Annotated in this window: 15 protein-coding genes; 4 read left to right on the top strand and 11 right to left on the bottom strand. The window is 72.8% G+C overall.

All coding sequences use genetic code 11. The features are described 5' to 3' along the window. Positions 1-96: 96 nt before the first annotated feature. Positions 97-2,169: a glycosyl hydrolase gene (locus ACRAKH_RS16605; RefSeq protein ID WP_380728659.1), complete on the bottom strand. Its 2,073-nt coding sequence runs from the start codon at positions 2,167-2,169 to the stop codon at positions 97-99. 118 nt (positions 2,170-2,287) lie between these two features. Between ACRAKH_RS16605 and ACRAKH_RS16600 the strand changes: the two genes are divergently transcribed. Continuing rightward, positions 2,288-3,415 carry a GH12 family glycosyl hydrolase domain-containing protein gene (locus ACRAKH_RS16600; RefSeq protein WP_380728661.1) on the top strand — a complete coding sequence of 376 codons (1,128 nt, stop codon included), beginning with the start codon at positions 2,288-2,290 and terminating at the stop codon, positions 3,413-3,415. Here ACRAKH_RS16600 and ACRAKH_RS16595 read toward each other — a convergent pair. Beyond that, positions 3,387-4,325, bottom strand: coding sequence for an SDR family NAD(P)-dependent oxidoreductase (locus tag ACRAKH_RS16595; RefSeq protein ID WP_380728663.1), 939 nt, complete (start codon positions 4,323-4,325; stop codon positions 3,387-3,389). The genes ACRAKH_RS16600 and ACRAKH_RS16595 overlap by 29 nt on opposite strands. Positions 4,326-4,402: 77 nt before the next feature. On the opposite strand from ACRAKH_RS16595, the gene ACRAKH_RS16590 reads away from it, so the two are divergent. Both ACRAKH_RS16590 and ACRAKH_RS16585 read left to right on the top strand, forming a co-directional pair. Next, positions 4,403-4,999 (top strand): TetR/AcrR family transcriptional regulator, encoded by a 597-nt coding sequence (locus ACRAKH_RS16590; RefSeq protein WP_380728665.1) that lies wholly within the window; start codon positions 4,403-4,405, stop codon positions 4,997-4,999. A gap of 44 nt (positions 5,000-5,043) precedes the next feature. After that, positions 5,044-8,055 carry an ATP-binding protein gene (locus ACRAKH_RS16585; RefSeq protein WP_447009925.1) on the top strand — a complete coding sequence of 1,004 codons (3,012 nt, stop codon included), beginning with the start codon at positions 5,044-5,046 and terminating at the stop codon, positions 8,053-8,055. A gap of 31 nt (positions 8,056-8,086) precedes the next feature. On the opposite strand, the gene ACRAKH_RS16580 is transcribed toward ACRAKH_RS16585, so the two are convergent. The 7 genes from ACRAKH_RS16580 to ACRAKH_RS16550 form a co-directional block, all read right to left on the bottom strand. Then, positions 8,087-8,902, bottom strand: coding sequence for an ABC transporter permease (locus tag ACRAKH_RS16580; protein ID WP_380728192.1), 816 nt, complete (start codon positions 8,900-8,902; stop codon positions 8,087-8,089). 23 nt (positions 8,903-8,925) lie between these two features. Continuing rightward, entirely contained in the window at positions 8,926-9,873 is a 948-nt protein-coding gene (locus ACRAKH_RS16575) for an ATP-binding cassette domain-containing protein (RefSeq protein WP_380728176.1), read from the bottom strand. Positions 9,874-9,885: 12 nt separating this feature from the next. Continuing rightward, positions 9,886-10,434 (bottom strand): NADPH-dependent FMN reductase, encoded by a 549-nt coding sequence (locus ACRAKH_RS16570; protein WP_380728177.1) that lies wholly within the window; start codon positions 10,432-10,434, stop codon positions 9,886-9,888. Positions 10,435-10,582: 148 nt separating this feature from the next. Beyond that, positions 10,583-11,446, bottom strand: coding sequence for an ATP phosphoribosyltransferase (gene hisG, locus ACRAKH_RS16565; RefSeq protein WP_380728179.1), 864 nt, complete (start codon positions 11,444-11,446; stop codon positions 10,583-10,585). 291 nt (positions 11,447-11,737) lie between these two features. Then, positions 11,738-12,445 (bottom strand): GNAT family N-acetyltransferase, encoded by a 708-nt coding sequence (locus ACRAKH_RS16560; RefSeq protein WP_380728181.1) that lies wholly within the window; start codon positions 12,443-12,445, stop codon positions 11,738-11,740. A 66-nt stretch (positions 12,446-12,511) separates the two neighbouring features. Next, the gene (locus ACRAKH_RS16555) at positions 12,512-13,087 is read right to left on the bottom strand and encodes an FMN reductase (protein WP_380728193.1); all 576 of its coding nucleotides are present in this window, start codon (positions 13,085-13,087) and stop codon (positions 12,512-12,514) included. Positions 13,088-13,113: 26 nt separating this feature from the next. Continuing rightward, positions 13,114-14,187, bottom strand: coding sequence for an LLM class flavin-dependent oxidoreductase (locus tag ACRAKH_RS16550; protein WP_380728183.1), 1,074 nt, complete (start codon positions 14,185-14,187; stop codon positions 13,114-13,116). 135 nt (positions 14,188-14,322) lie between these two features. Between ACRAKH_RS16550 and ACRAKH_RS16545 the strand changes: the two genes are divergently transcribed. Beyond that, entirely contained in the window at positions 14,323-15,375 is a 1,053-nt protein-coding gene (locus ACRAKH_RS16545) for an acyl-CoA dehydrogenase family protein (protein ID WP_380728186.1), read from the top strand. 67 nt (positions 15,376-15,442) lie between these two features. On the opposite strand, the gene ACRAKH_RS16540 is transcribed toward ACRAKH_RS16545, so the two are convergent. Together ACRAKH_RS16540 and ACRAKH_RS16535 are read right to left on the bottom strand one after the other, a co-directional pair. Beyond that, a complete protein-coding gene (locus ACRAKH_RS16540) occupies positions 15,443-16,159 on the bottom strand; it encodes a class I SAM-dependent methyltransferase (RefSeq protein WP_380728188.1) in 717 nt (238 codons plus the stop codon). Positions 16,160-16,198: 39 nt separating this feature from the next. Beyond that, a complete protein-coding gene (locus tag ACRAKH_RS16535) occupies positions 16,199-19,630 on the bottom strand; it encodes a DNA topoisomerase (ATP-hydrolyzing) (RefSeq protein WP_447009924.1) in 3,432 nt (1,143 codons plus the stop codon). Between the last annotated feature and the right edge of the window lie 12 nt (positions 19,631-19,642).

Below are 19,642 nucleotides of genomic sequence, written 5' to 3'. Positions count from 1 at the left end.
GCGTCACGACACCGCAACAGGCCCGGTGGTGGCGGGAGGTGGGTGCGGACACCGCGTCCGGTCCCCTGGTCGCTCCCGCCGGTCCACCGGACGCGATCACCCGATAGCGCAAGTCAGCGCAGGCGCTGTCGGGGAGCCGGTGGCGAGGAACCCGAACGTGGTGCTCTGCCCGGGCTTGATCGCCGCGTTCCACGACACGTTCCGGGCCGTCGTGGTGGAGCCCTCGGTGGTGATGGTCGCGCCCCACGCGTGGCGGACCTGCCCGGCCGCGGGCCAGCTCACCTTCCAGCCGGCGGAGGGCGAGTTCTCCTGGTGCCGCACGGTGATCTCGGCGTGGTACCCGGTGCCCCACTGGGCGACCACGCGCATCGTCGCCGTGCAGTCGCCGGGGGTGGCCTTGAAGTCGGGCAGCTCGTCCAGCGTGATGACGTCGGCGTGGTTGTAGACGCGCTGCAGGAAGTCGCGCGGGTTCACGACGCCGTCCTGGACGAAGTGCCCGGACCAGGTGACGAACCAGGACCAGCGGGCCTCGTAGGCGCGGACCAGGTCGGGGTCGGGGATGGAGCCGACCTCGCCCAGCGCCACCAGCTTCTTGTCGCCGCCCAGGTCCACCAGCCGCTCGTACGGGCCGATCACCGGGCCGTGGTCACCCTGCGGCGGGTACGAGTCCATGCTCACGACGTCGACGACGTCGTCGCCGGGGTACCAGTCGGGCGAGATGGAGTTCCACACCCAGATCAGGTTGTGCAACCCGTGGTGCCCGACGAGGCGCTGGTGCAGCAGCCGGTACAGCTCCTTCGCCGGGCCGGGACCCTTGGCGCCCCACCAGAACCAGCCGCCCTCGGCCTCGTGCAGCGGCCGCCACAACACCGGCACCTTCGCGTCCGCGAGGCGCTTGAGCTGCACCGCGATCGCGTCCATGTCCCGGATCAACAGCTTGTAGTCGGCCGAGTTCGGGTCGGCCAGCGCCGCGGCCAGGTCGAACGTGGTCGCGTCGGTGTAGAAGCCGCGCCACCACTCCTTGCCCGGCTGGTCGATCAACCCGGACGGCGCGTTCCAGTGCCACGCCATCGTCACGATGCCGCCGCGCCGGTCGTAGGCGACGGCGTGGTCGACGTCCCGGCCGACCGTGCCGCGCTCGACCCGGCTCGGCGAGTAGTCCATCAGGTCGTAGCCGCCGATCGCGGGCGCCTTGCCGACGTTCTGCTCGACCCAGTCGATCGAGCCCTGGTCCTGCTGGCCGGACAGGGTCTTCTCGCCGTAGTTGTCGACCAGGTACCGCATCAGGCCCTTGGCCTCCGCGGTGGCGGCCGGGTCGGTCAACGCGCCCGTGACCTGGTGCGGTCCGCGCGGCGCGCTGGGCGTCACCTTGATCGCGTCGATCAGGTACCAGCCCCAGTTGTTGGTGATGGTGACCGTGTTGTCGCCCTCGCGCAGCAGCACCTTGCCCGCGGCGATCGACGTGAACGTCGGGTGCTCCGGGAACGAGACGTCGCCGAGCCCGCTGCCGTTGAGCGACAGCGACGCGGTCTTCGCGCCGTACGGGGTGGCGTAGAGGATCGACAGGTCGTGCAGGCCGCCGGGGCTGTCCGGGATGGTGATGGTGACGCTGTCCGTGCCGGTGTCGAACCCGGCCACGTAGCCGCGGCCGGAGAACCCGGCGACGCCCGACTCGACCACGACGCCGTTCAGCACGCCGTCCTCGGCCTCGTGCACGCCCGGCGCGGACGGGGCGCTCGGCGCGACGCCGATGGCGTCGATCAGGTACCAGCCCCAACCGGTGGTGAAGGTGACCGTGTTGTCGCCCTCGACCAGCATCAGCTTCGCGCCGGTCGCCTCGGTGAAGCCCGCGCTCTCGGCGAGCGAGACCTCGCCGACCGGGGCGCCGTTCAGCGACACGGAGGTCTTCTTGGCGCCGTTCGGCGCGGCATAGCGGACCGTGAGGTCGTGCAGGCCGCCCGGGCTGTCCGGGATCGTGATGGTCACGTGGTCGGCGGGCTCGTCGAAACCGCCGACGTACCCGGTGCCGGAGAAACCCTCGGCGGACGTCTCGACGACCACCCCGGACAGCACGCCGTCCTCGGCTTCCAGCCAGTCGGCCGGGGCCGCGGCCGCCGCCGGCGGGACCAGCGTCAGCGCCATGAGCGAGACGAGCAGCAACAACCTCACGTCGTTTTGTCCCTTCACCGCCGTTGGCATGGGGCGCTAGCCTCTCCCTGTGCCTTCTGGGAGCGCTCCCAGAGAGCATAGGCCGCACGACACGCACAACAAAGGAGTTGTTCGTCAAATGCATCCACGAGTTCCCCGGCTCGCCGCCCTGGTGGCGGCCGTCGCCGGCTTGGTCGCCGGGCTGGCCATCGCGGTCAGCCCGCCGCAGGCCGCCGCCGCGACGACGATCTGCGAGAAGTACGGCTCCACGAAGATCCAGGGCGGACGGTACGTCGTCCAGAACAACGAGTGGGGCGCGAACGACGGTCAGTGCATCAGCGTCTCGGACACCGGCTTCACCATCACCGCGGGCAACCACAACGTGCCGACCAACGGCGCGCCCGCCGGCTACCCGTCGATCTACGCGGGCTGCCACTACGGCAACTGCTCGTCCAACAGCGGCCTCCCGCTGCAGGTCAGCCGCATGGGCACGGTGTCGAGCAACGTCAGCTACACGACCGCGGGCGGGTACTGGAACGCGGCGTACGACCTCTGGTACGACCCGAACCCGAACCAGGCCGGCCAGAACGCCGCCGAGCTGATGATCTGGGGCAACCACCAGGGTCCGATCCAGCCCATCGGCAGCCGCGTCGGCACCGCGTCCCTCGCCGGCGCGACCTGGGACGTGTGGATCGGCAACATCGGCTGGAACGTCATCTCGTACGTCCGGCAGCAGAAGACGAACTCGCTGAACCTCAACCTCACCGAGTTCACCAACGACGCGGTGCGCCGCGGCCAGGTGCAGACCGGCTGGTACATGACCAGCGCCCAGTTCGGCTTCGAGCCGTGGCAGGGCGGCCCAGGCCTGGCGGTGAACTCGTTCGGGTTCAGCGCGTCCGGCGGCACGAACACCTCCACCACGACGACCACCACGTCGTCGCAGAACAACGGCCCCGGCTCGTGCCGGGCGACGCACCGCGTGGTCAACTCGTGGAACGGCGGGTTCACCGCCGAGGCGACGATCACGAACACCGGCTCGTCGCAGGTGTCGAACTGGCGCGCCACGTGGACCGCGCCGTCCGGCGTGACGGTGACCAGCGGCTGGAACGCGACGGTGAGCCAGAGCGGCTCGACCGTCACGGCCGCCGCGCCGAGCTGGGCGCCGAACCTCGCGCCCGGACAGAGCGTGACCGTCGGCTACCAGGCCAACGGCTCGTCGTCCACGGCGCCCAGCGGGTTCAGGCTGAACGGCGTGGCGTGCTCGTGACGCCCGGCGACGGGGTTCCGGTCGGCGGGGTTCCCGCTGACGGGAGCCCGCAGAGTTCGTCGGCGGCGGCCCAGAGCTCCTCCTCGCGCCGCTCGTCGTAGGACTCGGACGATGACGGGATCACCTCGCCCCGGCTGATGTAGGAACCGCTGTCACCGGGGCGGGGCCCCGTCATCGTCTCCGCGAGCAGCCGACCGGCCTCGGCGGGCGTGGTCGCGAACGGCAGGGCGACCAGGGCCTTGCCGACCGCCCGGAACGCGGCCCGCCCGACCCGCCCCGCGTCACGGGCGAGCTCGGTGCCCGGCACCAGGCCGGGGTTGTAGGAGTAGACGTCGATCCCCTCGGGCAGGCGGCGCCTCAGCGCGTGCACCAGGTAGATGACGCCGAGCTTGCTCGTGGCGTACGCCCGCCGGCCCGCCCGGCCCGTGCCCTCCGCCGGCTTGACCAGCTCCCGCGGGTCGTCCCAGCGCGGCGGCGGGATGAGACCCAGGGTGTTCAGGTCGCGGTCGTGCACGTCGCTGGCCACCACGACGATCCGCGCCGGGTTCGTGAAGCGCGGCCGGAGCAGGGTCAGGAGCAGGTGGTAGGCCAGCACGTTGACGCCGAACGTCATCTCGTGGCCGTCGGCGGTGAGCTTGCGCGTGGTCGCCATCTGCAGGCCCGCGTTGCCCAGGAACCCGTCCAGCGGGCGGTCCACCTCGGCCGCCGCGCGCCGGATGTCGGCGAACGACGCCAGGTCGCACACCACCTCGGTCACGTTGGGGTTGCCGGTCCGCTCGATGAGCTCGGCGGCCAGGCCGGGCCTGCGGTTGAACACCAGGAGGTGCCGGTCCGGGTGGTGGCGCAGGAGGTGTTCGGCGGCCTCGCGGCCCAGACCCCGGCTCGCGCCGGTCATCAGCGTGGTGCCCATGACGTCTCCCGGTACTTGGTTCTAAGTGGTACTGAGTACCGTACCGGACGGCGTGCCAGGCCGCTATGCTGCTCCGCATGTCGGGACGGGCGCCGCTGCGCGAGCGCAAGCAACAACGCGCGCGGGAGCAGATCGTGGAGGCGGCGTTCGCGTTGTTCGCCGAACGCGGGTTCGCCGCCGTGACGGTCTCCGACATCGCCGAGCGGGCCGAGGTCGGGCGCACCACGTTCTTCCGCTACTTCGGCGACAAGCAGGAAGTCGCGTTCTCCGACGAGCAGGCGATCATCGAGCAGCTGACCCGGCGGCACCGCGAGCTGCCGCCGGTGACCGACCTCGCGGGCGCCGTGGCGCAGATCCGCGACATCGTGCTCGAGTTGTGCCACCAGCTCGCCGCCGACCGCGAGCACTTCCGCGCCCACGAACGGCTGCTTCGGGACAACCCGGAGCTGCGGGACCGCGCCGCGCGGAAGTTCGCCAGGCTGTGCGCGACGTTCCGCGACACCCTGCTCGACCGGGGCGCGGCGCCCGACGTGGCCGCGCTCGCGCCGCAGCTCGCGCTGGCGTGCTACCAGGCGGGGCACGAGCTCGCGGACGGCGACCCGGCCGCCCTGCCCGGCGCGGTGGACGCGGCGTTCGCACAACTGAGCGAACTCGGTGACCGCGGCATCCCCTGAACGCCGCGGAACTGTCGGTCCCGTGGGCTAGGTTCTCCCCTGCCATGCGACTCATCGGACGGGACCACCCAGCCGGGGTGCTGCGCGCCGAGGTCGACCGCGCCACCCGGAGCCACGGCGGCCTCGTGCTGGTCGCCGGCGAGGCGGGCATCGGCAAGACCACGCTGGTGACCGGCGCGGCCGAGGACGCGCGGCGGCAGGGCGCGCTGGTGCTCGGCGGGTCCTGCTGGGAGTCCGAGAGCGCGCCGGGCTACTGGCCGTGGGTGCAGGTGATCCGGGCGCTGCGCCGGGCCGCCACCCCCGACGAGTGGGCCTCGGTCGACCGCGGGCCGCTCGCGGTGCTGCTCGGCGAGGCCGTCGCGGAGCAGCCGCCGGAGAGCTTCCCGTTGTACGACGCGGTGACCACCGCGCTGGTGACGGTGTCGCACCACCGGCCGGTGGTGGTCGTGCTGGAGGACCTGCACTGGGCCGACCCGGCGTCGCTGCGGCTGCTGGAGTTCGCCGCGCGGCACACCTGGTTCGAACGGCTCCTGCTCGTCGGCACCTACCGCGACAACGAGGTCGACGCCGACGAGCACCCGTTGCGGCCGTTGCTGACGCCGTTGCTGGGCCGGGCGACCACGGTGGCGCTGACCGGTCTCGGGCCGACCGAGGTCGGCGAGCTGATGTCGCGCACGGCGGGCCGCGAGCCCGACCCGGCGCTGGTCGCCGAGGTGCACCTGCGGACCGGCGGCAACCCGTTCTTCGTGGAGCAGACCGCCCGGCTGTGGCACGGCGACGGCCCCGTGACGGCGATCGCCCCCGGTGTGCGGGACGCGTTGCGCCGTCGGCTGTCGCTGCTGCCCGCGCCGGTCGGCGAGCTGCTGACCACGGCCGCCGTGCTCGGGCGCGAGTTCCACCGCAGGGTGCTGGCCGCGACCGCGTCCCTGCCGGTGCCGGCGGTGGACCGGCTGCTCGACCAGGCCGCGCAGGCCCGGCTGGTGCTGGGGCTGGGCGGCGGCCGGTTCTCCTTCGCGCACGACCTGGTCCGCGAGACGCTGTACGCGTCGCTGTCCGATGTGGACGCGCGGCACGCGGCCGTGGTGGAGGCGCTGGACGGCGACCTGGCCGACCAGGTGTTCCCGGCCGACCTGGCCCGGCACGCGCACCTCGCGGGCGACCACCTGCCCGCCGACCGGGCCGTCGACCTGATGGTGGCGGCGGCGCGCGACGCGAGCAGCCGGATGGCGGTCGAGGAGGCCGCCGGGCACTACCGGCGGGCGCTGGAGCACGCGCGGGGCCCGCGACGGCGCATCGCGGTGGCGTTGGAGCTGGGCCACGAGCTGTACCACTGCGCCGAACCCGCTGAGGCGCAGCGGATCTTCGCCGAGGCGGCGGACGCTGCCCGCGAGCTGGACGACCCGGAGCCGTTCGCCCGCGCCGCGCTCGCCATCTACCGGTTCGCCGACTTCGACGACTCGGGAGCCCTCGTGCTGCGCGAGGCGTACGCCCGGCTGATCGGGCCGCCGCCGGACGTGCCGCCGGAGGCGCTGGCGCGCGAGATGAGCCTGCGCACCACCGAGGCGGCGCGCGGCGGTGGCGACGACGACGCGTTGACGTCAGGCCTGTGGGCCACGCACGACACCACGACCGGCATCGGCAACGCCGAGGCGCGGCTGGCGCTGACGGACGAGCTGATCACCGTGTCGCGCCGCAACGGCGACCACAACGCCGAGCACTTCGCCACCTCGCTGCGGTGGGTGGCGCTGGTGGAGCTGGGCGACCCGCGTTACGTCGAGCAGCTGCAGGCGTTCGTGGCGCTGTCGGAACGGCTCGGCATGACCCGGTTCCACTTCTCGTCGGCGATCGACCAGTGCATCGTCCACACGATGCAGGGCCGGTTCGCCGAGGCCGAGGCGGTGCTGGCCAAGGCGACCGGGATGGGCGCGACCGGCCACCCCGCGTTCCGCATGATGTACCTGCACCTGAGGTGGGCGTTGCTGCTGCCGCAGGGGAAGTTCGCCGAGCTGGACGAGCTGGCGGACGAGGTCGCCGCGAGCACCCACCCGTGCCCCGGCCTGCTCGCCGGGCTCACCGCGTTGGAGCGCGGCGACGTGGAGACCGCGCGCCGGCACCTCGACCAGCCCGTCCTCGACGTCCGGTTCCAGCCGATGTTCGACCCGCTGTGGCTGCGGTTCCACGCCCGGTTCGCGCTCGCGACCGGCGACCGCGACGTGGCCGCGCGGGTGCGGGAGCGGTTGGCGCCGCACCGGGGCAAGTGGCTGGTGTCGCTGTACGGGTGCGACATCAGCGGGCCGGTCGACCTGTGGCTCGGCGTGGTGGACCTGGTGCTGGGCCGGTGCGACGAGGCGGCGGCGGAGCTGGCGGACGCGCAGCGGTCGGCCGAGCGGATGCGGGCCCGGCCGTGGGCCGTGCTGGCCCGCCGGCACCTCGCGGAGGCGCTGCGGGAGCAGGGCGCCCCGGCCGCCGAGCTGGTGGCGTCCGCCGCGCGGGACGCGGCGACGCTGGGCCTGGCGCCGGTGGCGGGCGAACGGCAGGCCGGCGAGTTCCGGCGGGACGGCGACGTGTGGTCGCTGTCGTACCGCGGCGTCACCGTGCGGATGCCGGACTCGAAGGGCCTGCGCGACCTGCACGTGCTGCTGAGCAGTCCCGGCGAGGCGGTCGCCGCGGTGTCGCTGCTGGCCCCGGAGGCGGTGGCGTCGGCGAGGCTCGGCGGCGACCCGGTGCTGGACGACGAGGCGAAGGCCCGGTACCGCAGGCGGTTGGCGCGGCTGGACGAAGAGATCGACCACGCGCCGGACGACGACCGCGCCGCCGCCCTCGACCGCGAGCGGGCGGCGCTGCTGGACGAGCTGCGTGCCGCCGCGGGCCTGGCGGGCCGGACGCGGAGGCTGGGCGACGAGGCCGAGCGCGCCCGCAAGGCCGTCACCGCCCGCATCCGCGACACGCTCCGGAAGCTGGACGACCGCCACCCCGGTCTCGCGGCCCACCTGAGGGAGACCGTGTCGACCGGGGCGACGTGCGTCTACTCCGGGCACGAGCGGTTCCGGCTGTGAGCGGGAACCGCTCGTCACCGCCCGGCGCGGCTCACTTGCGGTTGTACAGGCGCATGGTCCACGTGCCGAACACGACGGTGAACGCGACGCCGTAGCCGAGCGTCCACAGCATCGCGTCGGCGTCGAAGCCGCCCGCCATCAGCGACCGCACCGCGCCCACCAGCTTGCTGATCGGGTTGACCTCCACGAACGGCTGGAGCCACCCCGGCATGGTGGCCGGGTCGACGTAGACGTTCGACAGGAACGTCAGCGGGAACAGCACCAGCATGCTCGTGCCCATCACGGACTTCTCGCTGCGCAGGAGCAGGCCGAACATCGTCCAGATCCACGAGAACGCGAACGAGAACGCCACCAGCACCGCCACGCCGAGCACGACCCCGACGAACCCGCCGCCCGGCCGGAAGCCCAGGACCAGGCCGACGACCATGATCACCGTGGACGCCAGCACGTACCGCAGCAGGTCGCCCAGGATGTAGCCGACCATCGGCGCGGGCCGCCAGATCGGCAGCGTGCGGAACCGGTCGAACACGCCCTTCTCGATGTCGGTGTTCACCGCGACGCCCGTGTACATGGTGATCATGACGACGCTGGTGACGGTCATGCCCGGCAGCAGGTACTGGATGTACTCCCCCGGCGAGCCGGCCAGCGCGCCGCCGAACAGGTAGGTGAACATCAGGATCATCATGATCGGGAACGCGGTCACGTCGAACAGCTGCTCCGGCACGTGCTTGATCTTCAGCACGGCCCGCCAGCCGAACGTCAGCGACGCGGACAACGCGCTCGGCCGGTCCGGCCGCACGGTCTCCAGCAGCACCGCCGCCAGCTCCTCCGGCTTGGGCGCGGGCATGACCTCGGGCTCTTTGGTGACGGTCACGCCGCCGCCTCCTTCTTGTCGGTGAGGGCCAGGAAGACCTCGTCCAGGCTGGGCTGGCCGAGGGAGAACGTGTCGACGGTGATGCCCTCGCGGGCGAGCCGGGCCAGTGCCTCGGCGGCCTGCTCGGTGGCGCGGCCGGACAGCCGGGCGGTCAGCGCGACCGGGTCCGAGTCGAGCTGCACGTCGGCCTCCAGCGCGGCGGCCAGCACCTCCCGCGCCCGCGGCCGCTGGTCGGCGTCGCGCAGCCGCAGGTGCACCGCGCCGACGCCGACGGACGCCTTCAGCTCGCCCTTGGTGCCCTCGGCGATGACCTTGCCGCGGTCGATGACCGCGATGCGGGACGCGAGCTGGTCGGCCTCGTCCAGGTACTGCGTGGTCAGCAGCACGGTGGTGCCGTGCGAGACGACCGCGCGGACGATGTCCCACACCTGGTTGCGGCTGCGCGGGTCGAGGCCCGTGGTCGGCTCGTCCAGGAACAGCAGCCTGGGCGTGTTGAGGATGCTGGCCGCGATGTCCAGCCGCCGGCGCATGCCGCCCGAGTAGTGCTTGACCTGCTTCGCCGCCGCCTCGGTCAGCCCGAACGCCTCCAGCAGCTGAGCGGCCCGGTCGCGGGAGTGGGCGCGGGTGTGGCCGAGGAGCCGGGCCAGCAGGACCAGGTTCTCGGTGCCGGTCAGGTCCTCGTCGACCGAGGCGTACTGCCCGGTGAGGCTGACGAGTCGGCGCACCGCGTCGGGTTCGTCGCGCAGGTCGTGGCCGAACACCCGGGCCTCGCCGCCGTCCGGCCGGAGCAGGGTGGCGAGCATGCGGACCGTCGTGGTCTTGCCCGCGCCGTTCGGGCCGAGCAGGCCGTACACCGTCCCGGCGGGCACGGTCAGGTCGACGCCGTCCACCGCCCGGGTGTCGCCGAAGACCTTGACCAGGCCCGACGTTTCGATGGCGTTCATGATTTCCCTCTCTCAGGAGACGTAGGGGCGTCGGCCGCGGGCGTCCTTCAGCGCCGACGCCCACCAGGCGAGCTGGTCGAGCATCGTGTGCGCGGCGCACCGGCGGTGCTCGGAGTCGAGCGGTTCGCCGGCGAGGAGGTTGACCCCGACGCCGTTGCGCACAGTCATGACGTGCAGCTCGGTGAAAACTGTTCGGAGCTGCTCCACCGCGTGGAAGCCCTCGGAGCGGTAGCCGTAGGAGACGAACCCCGCGGGCTTGGCGTGCCACTCGTCGTAGGCGTAGTCGATGGCCTGCTTGAGGGAGGCGGGGAAGCTGCGGTTGTACTCGGGGGTGACGACCACGAACCCGTCCGCCGCCGCGACCTGGTCGGTGAACCGGCGGATCTCCGGCGTCGGCTGCTCGGGGTGGCGCGGCGGGAAGTCGTAGTCGGCCAGGTCGACCACCACGGGGCGCACGTCGGCGCGCCCTGCCGCTATCCCGGCGACCCACCGGCCGACGTCGTCGCCGACGCGCCCCTGGCGGGTGCTGCCCACGATGACCGCGATGCGCAACGGCTCCATCCGCCACCTCCTCTCACCCCGGAGGCGCGAGACGGCCCGCCAGACCGGATCTGGCGGCCGCCAGATCCCCGGAAACGACGGACTCCGCGCTCCCCCGCGCCGTGACGTGGGGAAACGCGGAGTCCGGTTCCGCTGGGTCGGGTGCCGGCTAGATCCGGCAGGTGTCCAGGGAGCTGACCAGGATCGCCCGCGCGCCCACGCGCCACAGCTCGTCCATGATGAACGGGGCGTCGTCGCGCGGCACGAGGGACCGCACGGCCACCCAACCCTCGCGGGCCAGCGGCGACACGGTGGGCGACTCGATGCCGGGCACCAGCTTGAACGCCTCCTCCTGCGCCTCGACGGGGCAGTCGAAGTCGAGGATGACGTAACGGCGGGCGATCAGCACGCCCTGGAGCCGGCGGTGCAGGATCTCCACCGCGCGCACCGAGTCGCCGTTGTCGGCGACGGTGTCGCCCTGGATCAGCACGGCCTCGGACTTGAGGATCGGCGAGCCGAACGTCTCCAGGCCCGAGGTCTTCAGCGTGATGCCGGTCTCGACCACGTCGGCGATCGCGTCGGCCACGCCCAGCTCCACCGCCGTCTCCACGGCGCCGTCGAGCCGCACGAGGTGCGCCTTGATGCCGAGGTCCGCCAGATGGGCCTCGACCAGGTTCGGGTAGCTGGTCGCGATCCGCTTGCCCTCCAGGCCGGCGGCGTCGTGGATGCCACCGGGCTTCGACGCGAAGTAGAACGACGCCCGGCCGAAGCCGAGCGGCAGGATTTCCTTCGCGGAGACGGTGGAATCGAGCAGCAGATCACGACCCGTGATGCCGACGTCCAACGACCCCTCGCCTACGTACACCGCGATGTCGCGGGGACGCAGGAAAAAGAACTGCACATCATTTGCCGGGTCCGCCACGATCAGCTCACGGCCGGACCTGTTCACCCGGTACCCCGCCTCGGCGAGCATTTGCGCCGCGGGAGCACTCAACGAGCCCTTGTTGGGCAGGGCGAAGCGAAGAGGAGCCATGAGCCGAAGTCTCCCACACGGAGGGGCCCGTCCCCGTCCCGGGTATGCCCAGGTGTCCCACGGTGTGGAAACCACGCGGTGTCGCGCCCGGGTCACCCGTCCGGGCTTCCCACCACGTGAGCACGGGACGTGAAGCGGTCACCTTTCGACGCCACCGGGCGGATTCGGACGACCTCGCCGTGAATAGGGCGGGATGGGTGCGTGAAATGCGGTCGACCCATTCCCGACGAACCGGCGCCGACCGTCGGCGACACTCGTCCGGAAGCCGGAATTCCGTTGCGGCCCTGCCGATCAGCCGGCGTTCGACCACCAGACGGCCTCGGTGACGACGGAAAAGCCGAGCGACTCGTACAACGGCCGGCCCGCCCTGGCGGCGGAGAGCGTCATCGGCACGGGGAATTCGTTGATCACGGCCTGCATCAGGGCCCGGCCGACGCCCCGCGAGCGGTGCTCGGGCAGCGTCGTCACCCAGTACACGCCCACCGCGCCGTCGGCCTCCACGGTCAGGCACGCGCCGGCCACCTCGCCGTCCCGCCGGATCGTGTGGACCGCGAAGCCCTCGCGGTCCAGGAGGGCGACGGGCAGCGCGTTGCCGGTCGGGAAGCCGGGCATGGGGAAGCCGTCGACCACGACCTGCTCGGCGACGGCCCACTCGCCCGGCGTGCGAACCCGCTCGACCTCGAAGTCGGGCGGCGGCACGGGCGTGTGAGGCCGGATCATCACCGGCAGGTTCCGGGACGTGAGGCCGAGCGCGGCGCCGTCGATCGCGCCGAACGAGTCCTCGACCACCACGCGGGCCTCGGCGCGCTTGACCAGCAGTTCCAGCTCCGCCACGTCGTCCGGGTCGGGGTCCGGCCGCAGCGCGAGCACCCGCAGCAGGGTCGGCCCGCTCATCGCGAGGAACCCGGCGCGGGTGATCAGGTCGTGGCCGCGGGTGCGGGCGAGGCCGGTCGTGAGGACGGCGGCGTTGCGCACCGCCAGGTGCAGCGAGGCGGACATGGGCCGAACCCTATTGGGCGTCCGATCACCGGTCAGCCGATTTCCGCCCCGCTGCGACCGGGCTGGTCAGCGCCCGGCGAGGAGCTGGTCGAACGGCACGAAGCGCTCGGCGGGACGCGGGCCCACCCGGCCGGTCACCAGGTCGGCCAGCTCACCGGCGGCGCGGTCGATCCGAGCCGGCAGGCCTGCCGCGCCCCAGTCGGACGACGCCGCGTACACGCCGGTCGGCACGACGACCGCCCGCAGGTACGCGAACAGCGGCCGCATCGCGTGGTCGAGCACGAGCGAGTGGCGCTCGGTGCCGCCGGTCGCGCCGATCAGCACCGGCTTGCCCGCCAGTGAGTCCGGGTCCAGCACGTCCACGAACGACTTGAACAGGCCGCTGTAGGACGCGTTGAACGTGGGCGTCACCGCGATCACGGCGTCCGCGCCGACCACGTCGTCCACCGCCGCGCGCAGCCGCGCGCCGGGGAACCCGGTGACGAGGTTGTCCGCGATGTCGCGGGCCACGTCCCGCAGTGGCACGGTGCGCACCTCGACGTCGGGCAGGCGCCGCCGGGTGGCCTCGGTGAGCCGCGTCGCGAGCAGCTGGGTGGACGACGGCGAGCCGAGCCCGGCGTGCACCACGGCGAGCGTCGCCATCTGCCGTTCGTTCATCGGCAGGCTGCTCATCGGACGGCTGCCTTGAGCATCGACGCGTGGGTGGGCGCCTCGGGCACGTCGGCGGGCCGGCCGACCGCGAACTCGCGGCGCAGCGTCGGCACGATCTCGCCGAGCAGGTCCAGCTGCTCCAGCACGGTCTTCAGCGGCAGGCCGGCGTGGTCCATGAGGAACAGCTGGCGCTGGTAGTCGCCGAAGTGCTCGCGGAAGGTCAGCGTCTTGTCGATGACCTCCTGCGGGCTGCCCACGGTGAGCGGCGTCTGCGAGGTGAACTCCTCCAGCGACGGGCCGTGCCCGTAGACGGGCGCGTTGTCGAAGTACGGCCGGAACTCGCGGACGGCGTCCTGCGAGTTGCGGCGCATGAACACCTGGCCGCCGAGGCCGACGATGGCCTGGTGCGCGGCGCCGTGCCCGTAGTGCTCGTAGCGCTCGCGGTAGAGGCCGATCAGCCGCTGGAAGTGCTCCTTGGGCCAGAAGATGTGGTTCGCGAAGAAGCCGTCGCCGTAGTAGGCGGCCTGTTCCGCGATCTCCGGGCTGCGGATCGAACCGTGCCACACGAACGGCGGCACGTCGTCCAGCGGGCGCGGGGTCGAGGTGAACGACTGGAGCGGCGTGCGGTGCTTGCCCTGCCAGTCGACGACGTCCTCCCGCCACAACCGGTGCAGCAGGTGGTAGTTCTCGATGGCCAGGTCGATGCCGTCGCGGATGTCCTTGCCGAACCACGGGTACACCGGACCGGTGTTGCCGCGCCCCATGATCAGGTCCACCCGGCCGTCGGCCAGGTGCTGGAGCATGGCGTAGTCCTCGGCGATCTTCACCGGGTCGTTGGTGGTGATCAGCGTGGTGGCGGTGGACAGGATCAGCCGCTCGGTCCGCGCCGCGATGTAGCCGAGCATGGTGGTCGGCGACGACGGCACGAACGGCGGGTTGTGGTGCTCGCCGGTCGCGAAGACGTCGAGGCCGACCTCCTCGGCCTTGAGCGCGATGGCGACCATGGCCTTGATGCGCTCGACCTCGGTCGGCGTCCGACCCGTGGTGGGGTCGGGCGTCACGTCGCCGACGGTGAAGACACCGAACTGCATGGCCACTCCTCGTTCAGGTAGTTGCGCTTTCAACTATCTGGCACAACGGTACCGCGTCTCTGGCTATTCCGGTGTTGTCCGGTGGCGCGGACCACGCCAAGGTGTGTGTCACGGGTCACCGACTGGGGAGGCACGGTGCACGAGCTGGTCCGGCGGGCCGCCGGGATAGTCCCGGTGCTGCGCGCCCACGCCGCGTGGGGCGACCGGAACCGCAGGCTGCACGACGACGCGCTGGAGGCCATGGCGGACGCCGGTGTGCTGCGCCTCCGGGTGCCCGCCGAGCACGGCGGCCACGAGGCGGACCTGACCACGGTGGTCGCCGTCATCTCCGAACTGGCCCGCGGCGACGGCTCGGCGGCGTGGACCGCGGCGGTGTGGGCGATCTCCACCTGGGTCGTCGGCCAGTTCCCGGACGACGTCCGGCGCGAGGTCTTCGCCAAGCCCGACGTGCGGGTCACCGGCATCCTCAGCCCCACCGCGACCGCCGAGCCGGTGGGCGGCGGCGTGCGCGTCAACGGGCGGTGGGCGTTCACCACGGGCGCGCCGCAGAGCCACTGGGCCACCAACGCGGCCCTGCTGGGCCCGGACCGCACACCGGTCGCGCTGGCCATCCCGCTGGTGGACCTCGATGTCGTCGACGACTGGCACACCACCGGCCTGCGTGCGAGCGGCGGGGTCACCACGGTGGCAACCGACGTGTTCGTGCCGGCGGAACAGGTGCTGCGCCTGGCGCCCGTGCTGCGGGCCCACCCGGACGCGTCCGCGCCGATGTTCCGCGCGCCGTTCCTGCCCGCCGCGTGCGCGACGGTCAGCGCGCCCGCCGCCGGACTGGCCCGCGCCGCGGTGGAGGCGGCCACCCAGTCGTCCACCCCGTCGTCGCCCGCCCGGATCAGGGAGGCGACCGTGCTCGCCGACGAGGCCGAATTCCACTCCCGACGCGCCGCGACCGCCGTGGACCGCAAGGCGGCGGAGGGCGGGAGGTGGACGCCGGAGGAGCGCGCCCTGGTGCGCCGCGACCTCGGCGAGGCGTGCCTGCGGGCCAGGGACGCGGTCGACGTGCTCGGCGCGGACAGCCCCGCCCTGCACCGCATCCAGCGGGACGTCCACGCGCTGAACCTGCACGCGATCCTGCACCCCAACGCCAACGTGGACCGGTACGGCCCGGTCTTCCTCGGCCGGTCCGGGTGACCCGCTGGCGTGCCTCGCCACCAGGTGACCAGGGGCGCGTGCCGGCAGCTGACGACGACCCGAGGGCTCACACCCGTGCTCGACGGGCGACCACCACCGCCGTGTCGCCGCGCCGCCACCGCACCTCGACGTCGCGGAAACCCGCCGCCCGCAAGGCGTCGACGTGCCACGACGCGGGCGGGTAGAAGTCGGCCGACCCGCCCTCGACCCGGTTCCGCGCGGCGTCGGCCAGGGCCGGGTGCGCGAGCGCCCGCGCCCACCACTCGCGCCAGCCGGCCAGACCGTCACCGGGCTCGGCGGCACCGGGCTCACCACCACCGGGCTCACCGTCGTCGGGCGCGACCGGCTCGCCCTCGGGCATCCGGTCGGCATTGGCGAACACGCCACCCGGCGCGAGCACCGCGTGGACCTCCCGGTACAGCTCCCGCAGCCGGTCCGGCGCGAAGCAGTGCAGCGCGGTGCCCGCCACCACGGCGTCGAACTCCAGCCCCGCGTCCCACCCCGGCACGCCGAGGTCGGCCGCCAGCACCGCTACCCGGTCCCCCAGCGCGGCCCTCGCGATCGCCAACAACACCGGGTCGACGTCCAGCAGCGTCACGTCGTCGTTGCGCAGCCGCGCCGCGATGGCGCCGGTGCCGCCCGCGAGGTCGAGCGCCCGGCGTCCGACCGCGACGTCCGCCAGCACGGCGAACGCCTCGTCCCGGTGCGGCAGGAACGGTTCCTGCCGCACGTCCCAACTCCGCCGCAGGTCCTCGGCGTCCGCACGGCTCAGCTGTGTCGTCACACCACCGAGCTTAACCGACAATGATTGTCGATAACGACGCTAGTCGCGCTCGATCAGGTGGCCCACGACGTCCGGACCGGGGTGGGCGTGCCCGGAACCGTCCCGGCGCTCGTCCGGCGCGGGCAGCTCCACCGGCGACCCGTTGTCCGCCGCACCCGCCGGCCGCGGCCCGACCCACGCCAGCGCCAGCGCCGTCTCGCCCTTCAGGAACCGGTGCGCCCGCACGCCGCCCGTCGCCCGGCCCTTCGCCGGGTACGCGGCGAACGGCGTCACCTTCACGCTCTGCCCAGTCGACGTCACCACCATCGGCTCGCCGTGCTCGTCGTCGTCCGTGCGCACCGCGCCGAAGAACACCACGTGCGCGTCCGACCCGACGTTGATGCCCGCCATGCCGCCGCCGCGCAGCCCCTGCGGCCGCACCAGGGACGCCGAGTACCGCAGCAACGACGCCTCGGACGTCACGAACACCAACGTCTCGTCCGCGCCCGCCAGCCACGACGCGCCGACCACCTCGTCACCCTCCTTGAGCGTGATCACCTCGAACTCGTCCGACCGCACCGGCCACTCCGGCGCGCACACCTTCACCACGCCCGACCGCGTGCCGAGCGCGAGGCCCGGCGACTCGGTGTCGGTCAACGGCGCGATGCCCACGACCTTCTCCCCGGCCTCCAGGTCCACGAGCTCACCGGCCGACATGCCGCCGCTCAACGACACCGTGCCGCTCTGCTCCGGCAGCACCGGCAGCGGCAGCACGTCCGTCTTGAACGCCCGCCCCCGGTTCGTCACCAGCAGCACCTGGCCGCGCGCCGTCGTGTGCACGGTCGCCGCCACCGCGTCGTGCTTGGTGCGCCCGTTGCGCCGCCGCGCCTCGGAGGACTCCTCCGACTCCGCCGCCGTCCGCGCCACCAGGCCCGTCGCGGACAGGATCACCTGGCACGGGTCGTCGGCGACCTCCAGCGGACCGGCCGGCCTCGACGCCGCCAGCACCTCCTTCAGGTCACCGTCCAGCAGCACCGTCCGGCGTTCCTGCTGGAGGTCCTTGGCGACCTTCGCCAGCTCCGTGGACACGACCTTCTTCAGCACCTCGGGGTCGTCCAGGATCTTCGTCAGCTCCGCGATCTCGCCGCGCAGCTTCTCCTGCTCCGCCTCCAGCTCCAGCGAGTCGTAGCGGGTCAGCCGGCGCAGCGGGGTGTCGAGGATGTACGTCGCCTGGATCTCGGAGAGCTTGAACGTCTTGACCAGGCCCTCTTTCGCGGCGGCGGCGTTCTCGCTGCCCCGGATCAGCTTGATCACCTTGTCGATGTCGAGCAGCGCCTTGAGCAGGCCCTCGACCAGGTGCAGCCGGTCCTCGCGCTTGCGCCGCCGGAACCTCGTGCGCCGCGTGACGACCTCGTACCGGTGCTTGAGGAACACCTCCAGCAGCGCCTTCAGGCCCAGCGTGCGCGGCTGGCCGTCCACCAGCACCAGGTTGTTGATGCCGAACGACTGCTCCATCGGCGTCAGCCGGTACAGGTCCGCCAGCAACGCCTGCGGGTTCACGCCGACCTTGCACTCGATCACGACGCGGGTGCCGTTCTCGCGGTCGGTGAGGTCCTTGACGTCCGAGATGCCGGTCAGCCGCTTGGACTTCGTCACCTCGTCGGTGATCTTCTCGATGATCTTCTCCGGGCCGACGCCGTACGGCAGCTCGGTGACCGTGATCGCCTGCCGGCCCCGGCTGCCCTCCAGCAGCCCGGTCTCGACCTTGGCCCGCATCCGCACCACGCCGCGCCCGGTCTCGTACGCCTTGCGCACCTCGTCCAGCCCGAGCAGCACGCCGCCGGTCGGCAGGTCCGGGCCGGGGATGAAGCCCATCAGCTCGTCCAGCGACGCGTCCGGGTGCGCCACCAGGTGCCGCGCCGCCGCCACGACCTCGCCCAGGTTGTGCGGGATCATGTTCGTCGCCATGCCGACCGCGATCCCCGACGTGCCGTTGACCAGCAGGTTCGGGAACGCGGCGGGCAGCACGGACGGCTCTTGCAGCGAGCCGTCGTAGTTCGGGCGGAAGTCGACGGTGTCCTCGTCCAGCTCGCCGACCAGCAGCATCGCGGCCGGCGACATCCGGGCCTCGGTGTAGCGGCTGGCGGCCGGGCCGTCGTCCGGGCTGCCGAAGTTGCCGTGCCCGTCGACCAGCGGGGTGTTCAGCGAGAAGTCCTGGGCCAGGCGGACCATCGCGTCGTAGATCGCGGTGTCGCCGTGCGGGTGGTACTTGCCCATGCAGTTGTGCACGACGAACCCGCTCACCACGAACGCGTGCTCGGCGCTGCCGACCTGGATGTCGTAGGTGGTGTCCGGCGCGGCCGGCTCCACCGACACGACCTGCGGGAACGGCTGGTCGGCGGCATGCCTCGCGCCGCGGATGACCTGCACCAGGCCGTCCTGGCGCGGGCCCACGCCGGTCCAGCGCAGCAGCGCCACGGCGAGCGCGGCGGCGTCGCGGCCGGTCACGGTCAGGGCGCCGGCGTCGCGGCGGGCGCGCAGGCCCGCGTCGGCCAGCACGGCGTACTCGGCCTCGCCGCCGGGCAGCACGATCTCGCGGCCGTCGCGGACGTGCCCGACCGCGAGGAACAGGCCCGCGAGGAACGGCGTCCACGCCGAGCGGTCGCGCAGCACGGCGTCGAGCCGGTCGGACGTCGCCGCCGCCGTCAGGCCGGGGTGGCGGTCGAACGTGAGGGTGTGGCGGTGGCGCTCGGCGGTCTCGACCTTGTCGCGCGACACCGTCACGTCGTGCGCGATGGCCCAGCCGTGCGCCACGTCGATCGGGTCGACGTCGGCCAGCTCCAGCCGCACCCGGCCGTCGGCCAGCACGTCGCCCGCGCCCGCGACGAGGCCGAGCACGAAACCGGACGTGTCGCCGTCGGCGAGGAGGTTCGCGTGGCGCTCCGCGCCGAAGCCGGCCGTGCGCGTGCCGACGAGGTCGCGGGCGGCGGTCCAGCTCGCGTCGGTCCAGTCGGCGGGGTCGTCGCCGGTGCGGAACCGCTGGCCGGGCGTGACCAGCATCGAGTGGCCGTCCGACCAGGTGACGCGGACCAGCTCGGACACCGGGTTCCGGTACACGGCGGTGACCGGGACCGGCTCGCCCCGCCCGTCCAGGACGAGGTCGCCCGGCTCGATCTCCTCGATCGGCCGCAGCCCTTCCGGGGTGGAGACGAGCGCGCCGCGGACGAAGCAGTCGCCGACCACGCGCGAGGACTTCACGTACGGGCTGGTAGGGCGGTAGCCCTGCTCGTTCATCGAGAACAGGATGCGGCGGTGCACCGGCTTGAGGCCGTCCCGCGCGTCCGGCAGGGCCCGCGAGTGGATCACCGAGTAGGCGTACTCCAGGTACGAGTCCTCGATCTCGGTGGTGAGCGAGTTGTCGAAGACCTGGGCGCCCGCGCGGTCGAAGGCGGACGGGTCGACCCTGGTCGTGGGGGTCTTGCGGCGTGCCATGGTCGGTCGTTC

The organism is Saccharothrix hoggarensis, from assembly GCF_052936025.1.
This window is presented reverse-complemented; position numbering and strand designations above follow the sequence as displayed.